The organism is Sodaliphilus sp., assembly GCF_045598405.1.
Lineage (GTDB): Bacteria > Bacteroidota > Bacteroidia > Bacteroidales > Muribaculaceae > Sodaliphilus > Sodaliphilus limicaballi.
The window spans coordinates 1-16,204 of record NZ_JAZLLZ010000156.1; the positions used below are offsets into that span (position 1 = coordinate 1).

The following is a 16,204-nucleotide window of genomic DNA, read 5'->3' on the forward strand; positions in this document are numbered from 1 at the left end:
CAGGACAATACCTGAATAACCCCCACCGCCGAACGAAGTGGCGGTGGGGGTATAGTATCAACAAGCAGATGCGTCCAGTAGGACGCTAATCGGAGCAAATAGGTGAAATTCAGATTGTTCCATATGCTAAAGTTGAGTTATGAATAGAATTATAATGAAATGCAGTGCCATGCTGCTAGCCCTGGCAGCAGTGGCTCCGGCAGTATCGGCCGGTACGATTGAATTTAGTTACGCGGTCCCCTCTGGCCTGTCCTTGATTCGCGGCACGCAACAGGGCACCCACGTCATGCGCCAGCCCAGTGCCAAGGCACCACGACTGATGCTAGTCGAAATGGGCGAGGGCTGGAATACTAATGTGTGTACGGTAAATAAAAAACTATTTCCTCTTTTACTGGACACATGAAAACGGGGTCTATTTTCCGCGGAAAATAGACCCCTGTTTTTTATGGGATGCAATTCAACAGAATGCTGTAATTACCTGAGCATGTTGCCTATTGCGTTGGCAGCCTTCTGCACGTCGTCGGCTTTCTTCTTGGCGTCGTCAGCAACTTTCTTGGCATCGTCGGCTACTTTCTTGGCGTCTTCCACAGCCTTGCCCACTTCTTCGGCAGCCTCTTTAGCAGTGCCTTCAACTTCTTCCTTGGCTTCCTGTGCTTCTTCAACTGCACCTTCGAGTGCTGAAGGATCGCTTACCATCTCTTTGAGAGCCTGGAGACCGATTTCCATTGCCTTGCCTTCAAACTTAGCCTTGAAACCAAGCTCGTTGCTGTACTTCTCGCTAGCCTCTTCAAATTTAGCCTTTGCCTCGGGGTCAGTATAAGCCTTGTCATATACGCCTTGGAGTGAATCCAGCTCGGCCTGGAAAGCATCGAAATCGGCGGTAGTCTTGAGACTGTCAACGCGAGTGTTCAGATACTCAACGAGAGCCTTTGCGTCGGCATCGGCATCACCAGTGGGAGAAGGTTTTGCGTTTTCTTTGGTACAAGACACGCACACCATTGCAGCTACTGCTAAAATAGCAAATAAGAATTTCTTCATAATGTAATGTTGTTAATGAGTTAATAATAGTATTGCAGACTGCAAATTTAAGAAAAAAACGTGAAGTTCCAAAAAAAATCACTCAAAACACATTCCATCACATGAGCGTGATACCAGCTGCACGGCATTTCTCCACTTGGTCCTGCGGCCAGATGCTTGCCTGCACTTCGCCTATGTGGGCCTTCTGCAACAGGAACATGCACAGGCGGCTCTGACCTATACCTCCGCCCATCGACTGCGGCAGCTTGCCCTCGAGCAGCGACTTGTGGAAAGGCAGCTGGGTGCGCCCCAGTTCGCCGGCTATCTCGAGCTGTCGCAACAACGACTCGGCATCGACACGGATACCCATCGACGAGAGTTCAACCGGATATTCCAAGATGCTGTCCCACACAATGATGTCGCCGTTGAGCCCCATGAATCCGTCGCTGTTAGGAGTGCTCCAGTCGTCATAGTCGGGCGAACGTCCGTCGTGCGGTTCGCCATTGCTCAACTTGCCGCCTATGCCCACGATGAACACAGCTCCGTGCTTGCGTGCCGCCTCGGTTTCGCGTTCACGCGCTGTCATGCCAGGATAGTCGCGCAGCAGCTGCTCGCTGTGTATCACCGTGATCTCCTTGGGCAGACGAGGGGTGATGTGCTGGAATGACTCATACACCAGCTGCTCTGTCTCGAGTAGTGCGGCATATATCTTGCGCACTGTTGCCACCAGCGTGTCGAGGCTGCGCTGCTCGGGCAGTATCACCTTCTCCCAGTCCCACTGGTCCACGTAGAGTGAGTGCAGGTTGTCAAGTTCTTCGCTAGTGCGTATCGCGTTCATGTCGGTATATAGGCCATAGTCGGGAGCTATGCCATAAGCGCCCAGTTTCACACGTTTCCACTTGGCTAGCGAGTGCACGACCTCGGCACGTGCGCCACCCATGCAGTCGATGGTGAAGTTGACTGGAGTCTCCACGCCGTTGAGGTTGTCATTGATGCCGGTGCCCGAAAGGACAAACAGCGGTGCCGTGACACGGCGCAGATTAAGTGCCTTGGATAATTGACGCTGGAACGAGTCTTTAACCATCTTGATAGCCACCTCGGTGGTCTCGGGAAGCAGGCGTTGCCTGTAATGTGTGGGAAGTATAAGTGCCATAGTAAATTATGTTGTAAAATTATTAAATCTATTTGACAAATGTTTTAAAACACTGCAAAGTTATAGCAAAATGCAATACAATCCAAATATTTTGCAAACAAAATGCTATTTTAAGTATAAATTTCCCTATTCTTTGCTTTGAAGCGATGTTTTTACCTGAAATGAATAAGAGATTGCCATCAAAGGGACTGTCCCTTTGATGTCAATCTCGCATAAAATACAAGGCAAAGAGAAGCCTGCGGCCATCGGTTACGATGCAATGTGACGACTGTCGTCAGGATGCTATTCAGTGGCGGATTTCCCCCCAGACAACAATTAATAAAATAATGGCAATAACCGCTAGTTATTCAGAAAATATCACTACCTTTGTAGCATGGCAAAGATTTTAATAAGTGAAGACTATCTGAAAAAAACTGTTGAAATAAGAATAAGATACTAATCAACAAAAATAAAATATATGGAATACTATTATTTAGACGCGACTCACCAGCAAGTGGGTCCCCTGTCGCTGGAACAGTTGCAGGAGAGCGACATCACCCCCGACACGCAAGTGTGGCATGACGGAATGGAAGCGTGGCAACCGGCCCGAGAATTACCCGAACTAGCAGCAAAGCTGTCAGTGCCCCAAGCCCCCGTGCCTGCAACAGCAGTGCCGGCAGCTCCCGCGGTCAAAGCACCCAAGGTTGCCGCTGCCACCCCACAGCCTGTGAAGAAAAAATCTCACATCGGCTTGTTTATTGGCCTTGGCGTGGGTGCGCTGTTACTCATTCTTGCCATTGCGGGAGTGCTTGTGTGGTTGTTTTTCTTTAACTTCAACAAATATCCCGAGAACGTTGCTGATGCAATCGACACTACACAGGTAATCGAGCCCGAGAAAGAGATATTCTTCTCGAAGCTTGACACCGAGACCAAGGAAGCAAAGACCTACTTCATGGCAAACGAAGTCACAGAGCATGACGACGGAACCTTCTATCTGACTAAATCCTATGAGATAGAATGGCCCACACAGGGCAATTTTGACATCGTCCCGTTGCAGGAAGAGATTGCGCGCGTGATGTTTGACAAGCGCACCACTTCAATCACCGATGCTGCTGCCAAGTGGCTCAACTCGGGGCAGTTTAATGAGATGAATTTCACCAAGATCTCCCAGAGCAATTATCCGTCGGAGATTGACTTTGGCCATGAGATGTCCGAAATACAGACGTGCCACCGCATCACCGAAAACATGCCACTCAATGTGGTGGGATTTGCAACCGGAGGCGACACCTACCTGGGCGGCGCTCACGGCATGCCGTTCTCGTCGGGAATCATCAACTTTGACTGCGAGCAAGGCCATGCAATCTCTTATGGCGACATCTTCAAGCCCGACTGCGACAGCAAAATCCTGTCGATGCTCAAAAAAGAACGCAAGAACAGTTCAGACTACGACAGCAGCTTCGGCCTTCCCGAGCGCATACCCAAGAACGACATGACCTTGCTTGCTAGCGGCATCAAATTTGCTTACAGTGTATATGAAATAGGCTGTTATGCCGAGGGATTTGTAGAAATCAAGTTGAGCTACAACCAGATCCAGCCCTATCTCACCGACTACGGCAAGGAACTCTTCGACCGATAATCACAGGTCACCTATTGACTTGCTCGTCATACTTTTTGCAAAGGTCAAGCATCCACTCGGGAAGCTTGGCTTTTGCATTTTCAATAAGTTCATCAGGAATCGAATGGGGGTGTGCCAGCGACACACCCCCATTTCATTATTTCTTGCCAGTGAGACTCTTAATGAGTTTCACTTCTTCGGGGTCAAATGGGGTGCCGTCCTGGCGATAGATGTCGTGGAACCACACGGGAGGTTCTTTCACGTCGGGCATCTTCTTCTCCCATGAGAAAATGGTGTTAGTCTTTCCGGCAACAAATCCCCAGTTGATAGCAACCACTTTGTGCTTCTTGAGCAATGGCATGATGTTCTGGAACTTGCTGCCATGGGTGCGTGCCATGTACTCGGTGCACACCAGTGGACGTCCGTAGCGTTGCAGCGAGTCGATGACTGTGGCGTGATACTTCTCGTCGCTGTAACAGTGATAGCTCACCACGTCGCTGCATGCCAGTTGCACGGTGTTGATTTCGCCCTGGTCGCTCCACACGCCGCTAGTGAGAGGCTGCGAGGGATTGACGTCGCGCGCCCAGGCAAACACATTCTTGAGCAGGTCGAGTGAGATGTTGTGCTTGGTGCCGTTGCCAGGCTCGTTGTAGAGATCCCACATGAGCACACGGTCATCGTCCTTGAAGCGCTTGAGCACGTCTTGCACATAGGCCTTGAGCACGGGATAAACCGCGGCAGTGTCGGCACGCAGGCTGATAGCAGGGTCTTTCACCCACCCCGAGTTGTGCTCGCCAGGCTTGGGAGCAGGCTGCAACCCGTACACGCTCTCCTCGTTCCAGCAGTCGTCAAAGAACACCAGCACTGGGCGCAGGTTATGGTCCTTGCAACGGCCCAAGAAGTCGTCCATGCGTTCCTTCATGCCCACGGGGTCGTTTTTCCACACCACACTGCTCAAGTACACGCGCAGCGTGGTGAAGCCCAGGTCTTGGGCCCAAGCGAGCTCTTTGTCGATGGTGGCGCGGTCATAGGTGTCGGCGCTCCACATTTCGATTTGGTTGATAGCGGTGGCTGGAATGTAGTCACTACCTGCCATCCATGGCAACTGGTCATACCAGGCATTGGCTTTCTCGGCACTCCAGCGTTCGGCAGCAGCCGAACCGATGGAACACATTGCAGCTACAACGGCTGCACACAAGATTTTAAGTTTCATAAATATTACTGTTAGAGTTAATAATGTTTCTATTCATGTGAGTCCAAGCGGTTGTGCCCGGTCAAAATTCCAGTCGGAACCCTTTGCGCTTGAGCGTGTCGTAGCTTTCCTTGTTGAAACTGTAAAGTAGGGCCTCGCGCTTGTGGCTGGGGTTTGCCTTCTCGTCGAGCTGGGTGAGCATGTCGAAGTGCAGCATCTTCTTGGCAAAGTTGCGTCGGTCAAACTGCACTCCCAGTATTGCCTCATAGAGGGTCTGCAACTGCCTCATGGTGAACTTCTCGGGCAGCAGGTCAAACCCTATGGGCTTGAAGTGGATGCGCACGCGCAGGTATTCCCGGGCATCCCACAAGATGTCCTTGTGGTCAAATGCCAGCGACGGCACGTCGTTGATGTCAAACCACCGCGCGCTGGCAGCGTCGTCACCTCCCACAACGTCTTGCATGCGCACGAGAGCCAGGTAGGCAATGGTGATCACTCGTTCGCGCGGGTCGCGGTCGGGGGTGCTGTAAGAGCGGAACTGCTCCAGGAAGGCGTCTGATAGCCCGGTCTCTTCCTTGAGTTCGCGACGTGCACACTCATCGGTTGTCTCACTGGGGTTGATGAAACCGCCGGGAAGGGCCCATTTGCCCTTGTGCGGATCGATGCCACGCTCTATGAGAAGTACCTTTAATGTGCCGTTAACAGCATCGTAACCAAATATAACACAGTCGGTTGTCACTGCGGGATGAGGATATTTATACCAAAATCCATCCACTCCATTATGCTCAACACGCGCTGTTGTGACTGCAATATTTTCTTGATCCATGACTATATTTGTAATTTTTACACTGCAAAAATACATCAAATAATGTTTAATTCAAAATATAACCGCATCTTTTCGCTTGCTCAAGTTAAGTTTTATAACTACCTTTGTGCTGTTTCATGTAAATAGCAAGATTCATGAGCAAAACATAGAATTATCATTATGAAAGCAACTAAACTTATTATCGCAGCAGCCATTTTAGCATTGAGCAGCTGCACAGGCCAGCAGGGCCAGCAACAAGAAAACAATGAGCAACAACAAGTTGAGGCCGACGGCACCTCTCGTGTCGCTCCGCTGCCTGCCAGCGTCAAGGTGGATGCGCTCACCGACTGTGAAGTGCCTGCCGCATTCACTACCGACGATTTTGACTGGATGGGCGGCAACCTCACCATGACGGTTTATAGCGAGGATCTCTATGACGCGGTTCAGGTGAACGAGCTCAAAGAAGGCGACATCGTGGTCTATGAAGGAAAGGAAATTGAGGTCAAGACCATAGCACGCGACGGACGCTTTGTCGAGATAAACGGCGGCATGGGCGAGGAAAACGGTGCATCGCTGGCTGCCGGCGAGGGCGGTACCTACCACGGCGCTTCGTTTGACGACCACTCGACCTACACCGAACTAGGCAAGGCGCAACTCCCGCTTGCCGAGGACTTCGTGATTGAGGACTGCGGGGTGGAACCTCTTGACCCTGTCACAACAATAAAGACCGGCCAGAAACAATATTTCGAGAAACTGGAAGACTATCGCCAGCATTTCAGCGCACTTGACACCAAAGTTACAGTAGAGAACGGCGTGATCACCAAGATCACCCGCCGCTGGATCCCCTGACAAATCTTGCTAGGCAGTAATGGCTGAACAAAAGCATATCCCCCTGTTTCAACGGCCGTTGTGGGTGGCGGTGTTTGCCCTCACGGCCGCTGTGGTGTGGGGCTGGGCCTATCCGCTCATCAAAATGGGTATGGCCGAGTTTGGCATTGCACCGTCAATGACCGGAAGCAAGATGCTCTTTGCCGGCATCAGGTTCCTGGTGTCGGGACTCATTATCCTTGCCTTGATGGGCAAGGCCGGCAAGTCGTTTGCAGTGTCAAGGCCTAGCAACTGGTGGTATATCCTTGCATTTGCATTGCTCAACACCACGTTGCACTATGCCTTTTTCTACTTCGGGTTGTCGCATAGCGAGGGGTCGCGTGCGGCAATACTCAACTCTTTGAGCGTGTTCACCGTGGTGATACTTGCCTGCCTCTTTTTCAAGAGCGACCGCTTCACCACGGCCAAGGTCGCAGGATGCGTGCTAGGCTTTGCCGGCATACTCACCCTCAACGCCGGCGGTGACGACAGCGGCACATTCACATGGCTGGGCGACGGCATGATAGCCCTCAACGCCCTGTGTGGAGCCGTGGCCACGCTCATGACACGCGGATTGAGCAAGCGTGTAGATGTCACCGTGGGCACTGGCTACAGCCTCGCCCTGGGCGGGGCATTGCTCATAGTCCCCGGAGTGGCAATGGGAGGATGCCTGCCCGTGGTGAGCGTGTGGGGCATCGTGATACTGGGCTTGCTCATAGGCATCTCCACCACTGGCTTTGCCCTCTACAACAAACTGATAAGCTGCAACCCCGTGGGCAAAGTCGCTATCTACAACTCCCTCATCCCCGTCGTGGGTGCCGTCACCTCGTGCCTGTGCCTGGGCGAGCAGTTCTACTGGAAATATGTCATCGCAGGCTTGCTAGCCGCCGCAGGAATCTACATCATCAACCGCGATAAGAAATAAGGGTTTAAAGGTTTACGGGTTTAAGAGTTTAAGAATGCCATGCGGGATTTCATTGCTTGGCGCAATGTCTTTCCGAAGAAATAACGCGTCTGGCGCTCGTTATCTAAACATTTCACCAGGTAGCCTTTACTGATTGAGAAATCCAGGTTTACCGCCCTCACTATTGCAATGTCGCCACGCACATGGTCGAAAAGTACGCTAATGCTTTTTTCTGTCACATAGTAGTCCCCTTTCTCCACAACGATGCCTACATGGTGTAACTGCTCTCCATTAAACTTGTTTATGCCCTCGTTTGTTCCGCCTGACACGTTAACGTCTATAATGGCGGGTATCATCCTCTTGTCGCAGGACTCGGGCTCGACTTTGGCCACCGCTTTCCCGGCGCCATATCCATTGCAAAACAAGTAACCCGATGTTTCGTGGTTTATAACCGTGTGGGAATAGAAAACATTACCGTGGGTGTAAGGGAACCAGGGATAATAATTATTGTTAATGATTTCCTCTCCTTTCCCGTAACCGCCTTCGTCATAGTTACACTCTATGCTCTCTCGGTTATCATAGGAACCATATGAGGGGTATCTTTCTGAAAAACAGTCTAGTTCTTCTTCCCGGGCGGGATGAACGGGAGTGAGAAATCGCTTTATCGAAGTTTCCATATTGCAACATTACTGATTGAATCTGCTGCCTTTGCGGTGCAGTAGAGAATCTCAACTGCATCCAGAATCTCTATCTCTGGCACTGCAATGGTGAACTTGCACCTCAGGGGAGCACATGTTCCATCCACCGCGAGCTGGTTGATTGTCGCTGCTCCCTCCCAGTACCACAGGCGGCGGCAGTTTTTGAGTTTCACTTCTTTTCCACTGCGAGAAACCAGCTCGCCAAAGAACAGGCCACTACGGTCGCCACGCACAATTACCTTATTCATTTCTTGTCCCTCCCATTTGTTTTTATTATTGCCATCTCACCCAACGAGTGAGCTTCCTTGTGTTGCTGCATGTTGGCGGCATTGTTTTGTTTCATCCACTCGTTTACCTGCAACTTCACCAGCCTTTTTGTTTCGTGACACTTATCGCCTGTGGCCTTCCAGGAACGAATGTGGTTAAGATTATGCCAGCTCTTGTCGGTCATCGCTATCACCTCAATCGCGTCAAGAACAATGTATCGTTCCACAGGACAGGTGACAATGCATTTGTGAGGCTCTTTGCTTCCTTCCACTGCCAGTTGGTCGATGGTGCATGCCCCGCTGAAAGAATAAATCCTTCGGCAGCGGGCGAGCGTCACCTCCTGCTGGACGTGGGAAACCAACTCTCCGTAGAGCAAACCGCTCGTCTCACACATTACCATAACTCGTTTCATAAACCAATTCAATTAAAAAGGCAATGGAGGATCATACTTGTCGATGATTTCCCCGAATTTCTCTGTATCTCGCATAGGATCCATACCATAATCGTAACGTATTTGATACATGCTAAATCCCATTTCTATGCTGGTCTCTAAATATCTCAACGCTGTGTCAAATTCTTGAAGAGCGCAATACATGCAAGCTGCATCGTAATATTGCCTGGCATCATCAGGGAATGCTTCAAGCATGCGGTTCATGCCTTCTACCGCTTGGTCTCGGAGTCCAAGTTTAGCACATGCAAGATGCCAGCAAACACTTTCTTCAATTTTACCCTCTTCAAGCATAAGGCATTTGCGATAACATTTCTCGGCAGCAGCTTCTTTGCCAAGTTGTTTTTTGAGTATATCGCCCTTCAGCAGATAAAGGCGGGCGAAGTCTTTTTTTCGCGCAATCCCTTTTTCACACAGTTGCAGTGCCTCCTCGTGGTTGTCATAGATCTCCTCTATCCAAGCGAGGCGATAATAACAATAAAACGCAAAGCGAGAGTCTCTTTCATAGGCCCCTGTATAATTCACCTTTGCTAGCTCAAAGCTTCCCGACTCAAACAGTTCATCACCTTGCTGGATGAAATCGCTGGCCTCAAGTCCTTTAAGCAGTGTTTTAGCATCTTTTCTCTTTTTAGGCGATTCCTCTGCCTTGATATCCTCTTCGGTGATCTCGTTGAAGAAAAGCATCAGGTTAATATTCTCCTGCGCCTTGACATTACCTTGATCAGCAGCTTTCTTATACCAATAATAGCTTTTCATATAGTCCTGCTTCACACCAGTTCCATTATGATACAACACACCCAGTTCAAGCTGGGCATCACTAAACCCTTGCTCGGCCGACTTCATGTACCAGTAGAAGGCCTTTTCCATGTCCTTGGGGGTTCCTTTTCCTGTTTTGTACATGTATGCCAAGTCGCATTGCGCTACATCATACCCAAGCTCGGCAGCCTTCTGGTAGCATTCTAATGCTTTCGCATAATCTTGCTCAACTCCATATCCCTCATAATAAGCAATAGCAAGCGATGTTACTATCCTCTCATCACCTTTCTGCGCGATTGCCAAGAAACGGCGCGCTTCTTCATAACTAAAAGTATTCATATTGATATAATTTTTTGTCGTTATTTACGCTGCAAAGATAGGTAGCAACCTCCTGCATGACCAAATCTTTGTGTCCTCGCTGTATGAACACAACACAATTTTGTATGAAACGGCATTATTAATTATTGTTGCCCGGGAGAAAAAGCCGTTGTTTTATTCTTCTTTCGCAAAAAAAATGTAACTTTGCATTATAATTAAAGAACAAGACTATGGCACATGTAACTCCCATATTGCTGCTCACTGGTTACCTGGGCAGCGGCAAAACGACGCTAGTAAATCATATCCTCACAAATGAGCGCAACATCAAGTTTGCGGTCATCGTCAACGACATAGGCGAAGTGAATATCGACGCCGACCTTATCCAGAAGGGCGGCATCGTGGGCCAGAAGGACGAGAGTCTCGTAGCACTGCAAAACGGCTGCATCTGCTGCACGCTCAAAATGGACCTCGTGGAGCAGATCAACGACATCCTCAAAATGGACCGCTTTGACTACATCGTCATCGAAGCCAGCGGCATCTGCGAGCCCGAGCCCATCGCTCAAACCATCTGCAACATTCCCACGATGGCTCCCGAATACACCCAGCATGGCATAGGCCGCCTCGACTGCATCGTCACTGTGGTGGATGCGCTGCGCATGGCAAGCGAGTTTGACTGCGGCAAGTCTCTGGTGCGCAATGGTATCGACGACGAGGATATTGAAAATCTGCTCATACAGCAAATCGAGTTCTGCAACATCATCCTGCTCAACAAGGTGAGCGAGGTGGAACCTGCCGAACTTGCCCGTGTCAAGGAAATCATCCGCGCGTTGCAGCCCAAGGCGCAGATTATCGAGTGTGACTATGCCAACGTGGATCTTGACCAGATTGTTAACACAGGCATGTTCAACTATGAGGGCGTGGCAACATCGGCAATGTGGGTGCAGAAGATTGAAGGCATCGTGGATGAGCACGAAGACGATGACGATGACCATCATCACGGCCATCATCATGAGCATCATCACGATCATGACGATGACGACGATGACCATCACCACCATCATCACCACGATGAGGACTGTGACTGCGAGGAATGCCAACATGAGCATGACGAGGAGCATGAGCACGGACACCACCATCACCACCACCATCACCATCACGATGGCGGCGAGGTTGAGGAATATGGCATAGGCACCTACGTTTACTACCGCCGCAAGCCGTTTAACCTCGAGAAGTTTGACCGATTCGTCGCTACCAAGTGGCCGCGCAACGTGATACGCGCCAAGGGTATCCTCTACTTCAGCGCCAACAACGACATGTCTTACCTCTTTGAGCAAGCCGGCGTGCAGAAGACCTTGCGTGAGGCTGGACTGTGGTTCGCCACAATGCCGCCCGAGGAACTCTACCAACTCATGCAGCGCGAACCCGGCATCATACGCGACTGGGACGAGGAAATAGGCGACCGCATGATCAAACTCGTTTTCATAGGTCAGCGACTGGACAAGAAGCAACTTGCAGCCGACCTCGACGCCTGCCTAGAATAACCCTCCCTAATTTGAGATTTTTGAGACTAAAAAAGCATGGGAAGACAGTATCCTCCCATGCTTTTATTATGCATGCCGTTGTGTGTCGGGGCAGACTTATTTAAGTTGCTTGCCGCAAGAGAAAGCGTCGCCCACTACGCTGCCCAGGGCGATGTACTTGTGTGCCACGGGTTCGTAGGCGATGAGATTCATCTTCGACACATCGGGGTTGCCATCAGCATCGAGATACTGCTCGTCGCACAGCACATTCACCACTTCAGCCACAAGGTAATAGCCAGTGTCGCTCTCGTCGATTTTTCGTTTCATGCGGCACTCCATAGTCAATGGCAACTGCTTGAACACCGGGGCATTCACATTGGGAGCCTTCTCGCAGGTCCAGCCAGTGCGCTCCATCTTGTCGGGGGTGTTGTTGGCGCTCACAATGCCCACATAGTCGGCAGCCACCATAGTCTCTACTGTGGCAAACGACACGGTGAACTCGCCGCCGTTAGCCTCCAGGTTGCGCGTTGTGGCGTGCGGTGCAAGCGAGATCACTATCTCGTGCATGTCCCATGTGCCGCCCCAGGCAGCGTTCATTGCATTAGCCACTCCATTCTCATTGTAAGTGCCGATTACGAGCACCGGCTGCGGAAGCATCCAAGGCTTCGATCCAAAACTTTTCATATCTCGTTGAATTTTTAAATTTTATTTTCCGCAAAGATACTCAATATTCAGCAACAGGCAAGCATTTCATATCAAGATGTCGCACTTTTTTTGTAACTTTGCCCACTATGAATGACTATGTGATCAGACACGCCTCGTGCGATGATGTGGATTGCATCATGAGGCTGCTCGACTGTGGCCGCGGGATAATGCGCAGCGACGGCAATTTCAACCAGTGGCCAGTGGGCAAGCCATCGCGCGAGACCATTGTGGCCGATGTGGCTGCCGGGTGCAGCTATGTGGTGACGAAAGGCGACGAGGCCGTGGGCACGTTTGCCTTCATCCCGGGTCCCGACGTGACCTATAAGCGCATCTACGACGGCGACTGGACCGACGATGCACTGCCCTATCATGTGATTCACCGGCTGGCGAGCACACCTGCCGCCCATGGCATCATGGACGCTGTGATGAGCTATTGCAAGTCGCGGTGCGTGTCACTGCGTGTTGACACCCACCACGACAATCGCATCATGCAGCACTTGCTTGCCAAGCACGGATTCACCCGCTGCGGCATCATCTACCTGCTCGACGGAGATCCGCGCATAGCCTACCAGTGGCTAGGATAAAAAACGTTATTGCTGCTGGGAGCCTTGCTGATTGTTGTCGCTGCCGCCCTTGTTGCCGCCCACCATGTCGTTGTTCTCAATGGTGGTGTTGGTTTTCTTAACCTTTGCTTTGAGCGAACCGAAGCGGTAGCTCACGTTGATGCCCACCGAGCGAGCAATCCACTTGCTTGCGTTCCAGCCAGTGAAGTCACCCTGGGTGGTGAAACTCTTTATCGTGGTGAACTTGTCGCCCAGGAAGTTCTGCGCCTGCAACTGCACGGTGAGGCGGTCTTCTTTGAGGAACGAGCGCTGCAACGACAGGTTGTAGAAGCCTGTGCCGCGCGAATATCCGTAAAGGCCGTTAGCACCGCCATTCCAGTAACCGCCACCCACGCTCACACGCAGCTTCCAGGGCAGGAATTGGGTCACCTGGCCATAGACGAATGCGCGCCAGCGGTCGTTGTCGAGGCTCAAGCGGTCGCTGTGGTTCATGTCATATCCCACATTGCCGTTCACCATCATGCTGGTGGCCATGGCGATGCGCCACTGTGCAAATCCGCTCAATCCCACATAGCAGCTATTAAGCTCGTTGGCATAGGTAGATACGGTCTTGCCGCTCTCGAGATACTGCACCCCAATGATCTTGTTGTTGCTCAAAGCCACGCTGGGAGCAACGTTGAAGGTGAGCTTAGAACCGATGCGCATATAAGTGAAGCTGATGTTATACTCACGCGCGCTCTCCAAGTGGGCATTACCGAAACTGATGCTGGTAGGGGTCTCGTTCACCGCGGGGTTGAGGAAGTTGATGCCCGGGCGCTGGATGTTGGTAGAGAACGCCAGTTTATAGCTGTTAGCCCAGTTGGGCTGGTACTGTACAGAGAAGTTAGGCACCCAGTCGCTGAGGTTGCGGTGGTAGTTTTTCTCGGGCGCATCAGGGTACTTGCCGTTGAGGTGGCTGAACTCATAGCGCAGTCCGGCACGGGTGCTCCACTTGTCGCGGGTGTAGCTGTGGCTCAAATAGGCGGCGCCCACCTGGGTGTTGTGGTTAAACAGCGTGTGGGTGTCCATGTCGGGGGCATCGGTGTAAAGATGCAGGTTGTCGCTCTTGTTATGGCGGTTGATGTACTTCACGCCGGTCTCAAACTTGTGGTACTTGGCAAAGGGGCGCGTCCAGTCAAACTGGGCAGTGTGCTCGGCAAACTTCTCCTTACCCTTGTTAAAGCTGCCGGTGTAGGGGAATGACCAGTCAACCATGTCGTAGTACTGTTCGCTCACCTCGGTGGTGTTGCGGCTGGTAGTGAGCATGTAGCTCAACGTGAGAGTCTCGCCGGCGCGGCGGGTCTTGTGCTGGAAGTCGGCACGTCCGTGCAAGTCATAGAAGCTGTTGCCAGGGGTGTTGCCCTTGCTCTTGTAGCTATAGATTGTGGCACCCGAGGGGGTGGTCATCGCCATTGAGTTGAGGCCGTCGCCAGCGTAGTCATAGTAGTATCCGCCGGCACTGGCGCTGAGCAGGTTGAGCGTATCGGGCTCCCAGCTCGCGCTCAGGTCGCCGTAGTGCACGTTGACATTAGCGCGCGAGTCGTTGAACGCAGTGAACTCATTGCCGGTGTCGCCATAGAAAGTGTGACCCTCGGTGAGGTTATGGGCACGGTTGCGGTTCTGGCGGTGGTAGCCGTAGTTAACGTTGGCCACTACCTTGCCCAGCTGCGTGGTGACGTTGGCATTAGCCCCCAGGCCGCCATACATGTCCACGCTTGCGCCTATTGTTCCCGTGGCACCGTTCACCTGGCTGTTGTCCACCATCACGATGTTGAGGATGGCGCTTGTGCCCTCGGCGTCATACTTCGCGCCGGGATCGGTGATCACCTCGATGCGCTTGATCATGCTTGCAGGCACCGCCTTGAGAATGTTCTTGGGGTCGGTTCCCAGCGCAGGATCGGGATGGCCGTTGCGGTAGATCTTGAATGATGTGCTGCCCTTGACGCGTATCTCGTCCTGGCCATCAACGCTCACCAGAGGCACTTTCTTGAGCATCTCCAGCACGTTGTTGGTCTTGCTGTCGGCATCGGCCTGAATATCATACGACAGGCGGTCTATCTCGTTCTTCACGAGTTGGCGCTGCGCCGTCACTACCACCGCCTTGAGAGTGGTTTCGCTATTGCTCATGGTGAGCGTGCCCAGGTCGGCTTGCGGACGGTTAACGCTCACTTCAAACTCGGCCTTGGTGGCGTCCATTCCCACGAATGTGGCTTTGAGCAGATACTTGCCTGCGGCCTTGATGGGTTGTGCGAAGTGGCCATCAATGTCGGTCACGCCAGTCGTGACCACATTCACGGTGTCGCCGGAATGGTAAATATATACAGTGGCATAAGGCACGCTCTCGCCACCAGCATCATTGAGCGTGAACGACACGCCCATCTGCGCACTCGCTGCCACACTGCACAGCAAGCATGCAGCAACTACAAATAAGGGCTTCAGTTGGATAATTTTTTTCATTATTATTTTTATTAGTTATTATCAATCTAATTCTCACAGTCACTAATTGGACACAAAGGTACTACAAAAAACTACACCAAAGCAATAAAAAATAATTTTTACAACAATTATTAATAAATGGCGACAGCCACCAATAACTTTCTTGCGCCCCCCCCCGCGGATCTGACAACGCAAATTTAGTAATAACTGAAAGAAATTAAAGTAATTAGAATAATTTCTTTTTCAGCTAGATCAGAGCAATCATAAGGAAGTGATCACCATATTTCCCCAGATGGTAAAAGATATTTCCCCCAGACGGCAAATGATATTTCCCCAGATGGTAAATGATATTTTCCCCAGACGGTAAATGATATTTCCCCCTGATGGTAAATGATATTTTCCCCAGACGGTAAATGATATTTCCCCAGATGGTAAATGACGACGGAGTCGTCACATTGCATCGTAACCGATGGCCGCAGGCCGTCGGAACAAAGAAGCATATAGCAACCGGCCTCGAAGGGGCCGCACATTTAACCATCAAAGACCATCAAAGGGACGGTTCTTTTGATGGTGTTTAATACGTATGTATTGATTCTCAGTTATTTATGCAAGACGCTTTGTTTCGTTTTTTTTGCAGTTGTAACATCGGGTATTCCAGTTTTAGGTGATGCAAGAGTTAAAAAAAACACGATTTGTATAACTTGTAAACAATTGATTCAGAATGTTTTGCTCTAAATAACCATCAAAAGAACCGTCCCTTTGATGGTGAGAGATTAAAAGCACTGAAAAATATATAAATAATAGGCATTTTTGCATTTTTTGACTCTATTCTCGCTCAAATATCAGATAATTATATTAAATTTGCATCCTGTGTTAATTATATAACAATGGACGAAATCAGAAGAATAAACAGATTGAAGGC

16 protein-coding genes are annotated in these 16,204 nt (G+C 50.7%); 6 read left to right on the plus strand and 10 right to left on the minus strand.

What is annotated here, in order from left to right; all coding sequences use genetic code 11:
• Positions 1 to 139: 139 nt before the first annotated feature.
• Entirely contained in the window at positions 140 to 403 is a 264-nt protein-coding gene (locus ACKI3C_RS10680; protein WP_407404854.1) for a hypothetical protein, read from the plus strand.
• Positions 404 to 474: 71 nt separating this feature from the next.
• Here the strand turns inward: ACKI3C_RS10680 and ACKI3C_RS10685 are convergent, their stop codons facing one another.
• Positions 475 to 1,038 carry a hypothetical protein gene (locus ACKI3C_RS10685; RefSeq protein WP_407404856.1) on the minus strand — a complete coding sequence of 188 codons (564 nt, stop codon included), beginning with the start codon at positions 1,036 to 1,038 and terminating at the stop codon, positions 475 to 477.
• Between the two features lie 97 nt (positions 1,039 to 1,135).
• Positions 1,136 to 2,170, minus strand: a complete 1,035-nt coding sequence (asnA, locus tag ACKI3C_RS10690; protein ID WP_407404858.1) for an aspartate--ammonia ligase — start codon at positions 2,168 to 2,170, stop codon at positions 1,136 to 1,138.
• A gap of 457 nt (positions 2,171 to 2,627) precedes the next feature.
• Between asnA and ACKI3C_RS10695 the strand changes: the two genes are divergently transcribed.
• Positions 2,628 to 3,785 (plus strand): GYF domain-containing protein, encoded by a 1,158-nt coding sequence (locus ACKI3C_RS10695; protein WP_407404860.1) that lies wholly within the window; start codon positions 2,628 to 2,630, stop codon positions 3,783 to 3,785.
• Positions 3,786 to 3,921: 136 nt separating this feature from the next.
• Here ACKI3C_RS10695 and ACKI3C_RS10700 read toward each other — a convergent pair whose 3' ends face one another.
• The gene (locus ACKI3C_RS10700; protein WP_407404862.1) at positions 3,922 to 4,977 is read right to left on the minus strand and encodes a cellulase family glycosylhydrolase; all 1,056 of its coding nucleotides are present in this window, start codon (positions 4,975 to 4,977) and stop codon (positions 3,922 to 3,924) included.
• Positions 4,978 to 5,038: 61 nt separating this feature from the next.
• Positions 5,039 to 5,782 carry an NUDIX hydrolase gene (locus tag ACKI3C_RS10705; protein WP_407404864.1) on the minus strand — a complete coding sequence of 248 codons (744 nt, stop codon included), beginning with the start codon at positions 5,780 to 5,782 and terminating at the stop codon, positions 5,039 to 5,041.
• Between the two features lie 159 nt (positions 5,783 to 5,941).
• Here ACKI3C_RS10705 and ACKI3C_RS10710 point away from each other — a divergent pair, with 159 nt between their 5' ends.
• A complete protein-coding gene (locus ACKI3C_RS10710) occupies positions 5,942 to 6,610 on the plus strand; it encodes a hypothetical protein (RefSeq protein ID WP_407404866.1) in 669 nt (222 codons plus the stop codon).
• Positions 6,611 to 6,629: 19 nt separating this feature from the next.
• Positions 6,630 to 7,553: a DMT family transporter gene (locus ACKI3C_RS10715; RefSeq protein WP_407404868.1), complete on the plus strand. Its 924-nt coding sequence runs from the start codon at positions 6,630 to 6,632 to the stop codon at positions 7,551 to 7,553.
• A 20-nt stretch (positions 7,554 to 7,573) separates the two neighbouring features.
• Here ACKI3C_RS10715 and ACKI3C_RS10720 read toward each other — a convergent pair whose 3' ends face one another.
• Genes ACKI3C_RS10720 through ACKI3C_RS10735 form a run of 4 tightly spaced genes read right to left on the minus strand, consistent with a single transcriptional unit; the run spans position 7,574 to position 10,040 of the window.
• Positions 7,574 to 8,209: a hypothetical protein gene (locus ACKI3C_RS10720; protein WP_407404870.1), complete on the minus strand. Its 636-nt coding sequence runs from the start codon at positions 8,207 to 8,209 to the stop codon at positions 7,574 to 7,576.
• Positions 8,194 to 8,478 carry a DUF6948 domain-containing protein gene (locus ACKI3C_RS10725; protein ID WP_407404872.1) on the minus strand — a complete coding sequence of 95 codons (285 nt, stop codon included), beginning with the start codon at positions 8,476 to 8,478 and terminating at the stop codon, positions 8,194 to 8,196. Before ACKI3C_RS10725 ends, ACKI3C_RS10720 begins: the two co-directional genes overlap by 16 nt.
• Positions 8,475 to 8,909 (minus strand): DUF6948 domain-containing protein, encoded by a 435-nt coding sequence (locus ACKI3C_RS10730; RefSeq protein WP_407404874.1) that lies wholly within the window; start codon positions 8,907 to 8,909, stop codon positions 8,475 to 8,477. The genes ACKI3C_RS10725 and ACKI3C_RS10730 overlap by 4 nt, the downstream gene beginning before the upstream one ends.
• 12 nt (positions 8,910 to 8,921) lie before the next feature.
• Positions 8,922 to 10,040: a hypothetical protein gene (locus ACKI3C_RS10735; RefSeq protein WP_407404876.1), complete on the minus strand. Its 1,119-nt coding sequence runs from the start codon at positions 10,038 to 10,040 to the stop codon at positions 8,922 to 8,924.
• Positions 10,041 to 10,249: 209 nt separating this feature from the next.
• Here ACKI3C_RS10735 and ACKI3C_RS10740 point away from each other — a divergent pair, with 209 nt between their 5' ends.
• Positions 10,250 to 11,560, plus strand: a complete 1,311-nt coding sequence (locus ACKI3C_RS10740; protein WP_407404878.1) for a GTP-binding protein — start codon at positions 10,250 to 10,252, stop codon at positions 11,558 to 11,560.
• 96 nt (positions 11,561 to 11,656) lie between these two features.
• Here the strand turns inward: ACKI3C_RS10740 and ACKI3C_RS10745 are convergent, their stop codons facing one another.
• Complete coding sequence (locus ACKI3C_RS10745) at positions 11,657 to 12,223, minus strand: flavin reductase family protein (RefSeq protein WP_407404880.1); 567 nt, start codon at positions 12,221 to 12,223, stop codon at positions 11,657 to 11,659.
• Between the two features lie 107 nt (positions 12,224 to 12,330).
• Here ACKI3C_RS10745 and ACKI3C_RS10750 point away from each other — a divergent pair, with 107 nt between their 5' ends.
• A complete protein-coding gene (locus ACKI3C_RS10750) occupies positions 12,331 to 12,828 on the plus strand; it encodes a GNAT family N-acetyltransferase (RefSeq protein WP_407404882.1) in 498 nt (165 codons plus the stop codon).
• A 6-nt stretch (positions 12,829 to 12,834) separates the two neighbouring features.
• Here the strand turns inward: ACKI3C_RS10750 and ACKI3C_RS10755 are convergent, their stop codons facing one another.
• Entirely contained in the window at positions 12,835 to 15,303 is a 2,469-nt protein-coding gene (locus tag ACKI3C_RS10755; RefSeq protein WP_407404884.1) for an outer membrane beta-barrel protein, read from the minus strand.
• Positions 15,304 to 16,204: the final 901 nt, after the last annotated feature.